Below are 1837 nucleotides of genomic sequence, written 5' to 3'. Positions count from 1 at the left end.
ACCGCGCCACCAGCCGCCTCAAGCCCGAGACGCTGGCCGCGCTGGCCGAGCGCAACCCGAACCTCGTGGGCTTCAAGGACGGCGTGGGCGACATCGAGGCCATGGTGGCCATCTACCAGAAGATGGGCGACCGCTTCGCCTACCTGGGCGGGCTGCCCACGGCCGAGGTCTATGCCGCGGCCTACAAGGCGCTGGGCACGCCGGTGTATTCGTCGGCCGTCTTCAACTTCATCCCGAAGACCGCGATGGATTTCTACCAGGCCGTTGCCGCCGACGACCTGCCCACGCAGCACCGCCTGCTGAAGAACTTCTTCATGCCCTACCTGGAACTGCGCAACCGCGTGCCGGGCTATGCGGTGAGCATCGTCAAGGCCGGCGCGAAGATCGTCGGCCACGACGCCGGCCCGGTGCGCGCACCGCTCACGGACCTCAAGCCCGCCGAGATGGAACAGCTCAAGGTGCTGATCGACGCGCTCGGCCCGCAGTAACTCCCTTCCATTCGTCCAACGGAGACATCATGAAAAAACTCTTGATTGCATTGGCCTGCTCGGTTTCGATGGCCGCTTTCGCGCAAGCGACGAACTGGCCCGAAAAGCCCGTGACCATCGTCGTGCCATTCCCGGCGGGCGGATCGACCGACATGGTGGCGCGCGCGATGGCCTTGCAGATGCAGACCAAGTTGGGACAGACCTTCCTCGTCGACAACAAGCCGGGCGCCACGGGCACGATCGGCGCCGGTTTCGTGAAGCGCGCGGCGCCGGATGGCTACACCCTGCTGGTCTCCTCGCTCGGTGCCTTCGTCGTGACGCCGCATCTGCAGAAGAGCGTGCCCTACGACGCGACCAAGGATTTCGACTACATCAGCGTCCCGGTCCAGGCGCCGAACGTGCTGGTCGCCAGCCCCGGCCAGAAGGCGCGCACCGTGGCCGAAGTGATTGCCGAGCTGAAGGCGAACCCGGGCAAGGTGAGCTTCGCGAGCTCGGGCAACGGGTCGTCGGACCACCTGTCTGCCGAGGTCTTCTGGCAGCAGACCCAGACCGAGGGACTCCACATTCCCTACAAGGGCGGCGCACCTGCGATCAATGACCTGCTGGGCAACCAGGTGAACTTCTCGTTCCAGAACGTCAATGCCGTGCTCCAGCACATCAAGGCCGGCAAGCTCCACGCCATCGCCGTGACGGGCGACAAGCGTTCCCCGGTCCTGCCCAATGTGCCGACGCTGGCCGAGGCCGGTGTGAAGGGGGCCGAGGTCTATTCCTGGCAAGGTCTCGCGGCGCCGAAGGGCCTGCCGCCGGCCGTCAAGGAGAAGCTGGCCGCGGCCGCCATTGCCGCCATCAACGACCCGGAGGTGAAGAAGCGCATGGTGGAGCAGGGCCTCGAGATCGTCGCCAGCACGCCCGCCGAGTTCACCGCCTTCCAGGCCCGCGAGTGGACCCGCTGGAAGACGCTCATCGAGACACGCAAGATCACCGCCGATTGACAGCCACGGGTCCGCGCCGCGGACCCTTCTCCTTCACTGAGCCCATGACGACACTTCAGTCCTCCTCTCTTTCGTTCTCCAGCCCCGTCGTCACCGCCATGCGCGTGGTGCCCGTCGCAGGCCACGACAGCATGCTCATGAACCTGAGCGGCGCGCACGGCCCGTTCTTCACGCGCAACCTGCTGATCCTGACCGACAGCGCGGGCCACACCGGCGTGGGCGAAGTGCCCGGCGGCGAGAAGATCCGCCAGACCCTCGAAGATGCGCGCGGCCTCATCGTGGGCCAGCCCATCGGCCGCCACAACGCCGTGCTCAACAGCCTGCGCAGCGCCTTTGCCAACCGCGACAGCGCAGGCC

2 protein-coding genes and 1 pseudogene are annotated in these 1837 nt (G+C 66.6%); all 3 read left to right on the top strand.

The window, feature by feature from the left end; genetic code table 11:
• A partial coding sequence (locus IB278_RS33515) for a dihydrodipicolinate synthase family protein (protein ID WP_192328808.1) occupies positions 1 to 488 on the top strand: 488 nt, incomplete at its 5' end.
• A 29-nt stretch (positions 489 to 517) separates the two neighbouring features.
• The gene (locus IB278_RS33510; protein ID WP_192328805.1) at positions 518 to 1480 is read left to right on the top strand and encodes a Bug family tripartite tricarboxylate transporter substrate binding protein; all 963 of its coding nucleotides are present in this window, start codon (positions 518 to 520) and stop codon (positions 1478 to 1480) included.
• Positions 1481 to 1524: 44 nt separating this feature from the next.
• Positions 1525 to 1837 (top strand): annotated as a pseudogene (gudD, locus tag IB278_RS33505) (glucarate dehydratase); the annotation flags it as partial.

It is taken from the genome of Variovorax sp. VRV01, assembly GCF_014852545.1.
Lineage (GTDB): Bacteria > Pseudomonadota > Gammaproteobacteria > Burkholderiales > Burkholderiaceae_C > Variovorax > Variovorax beijingensis_A.
The sequence above is the reverse complement of the archived record's forward strand: the minus strand, read 5'-3'. Positions and strand labels throughout refer to the sequence as shown.

Coding starts and splice junctions, on each gene's coding strand:
- IB278_RS33510 (WP_192328805.1), top strand. CDS start 518: ATGAAAAAACTCTTGATTGCATTGGCCTGCTCGGTTTCGATGGCCGCT.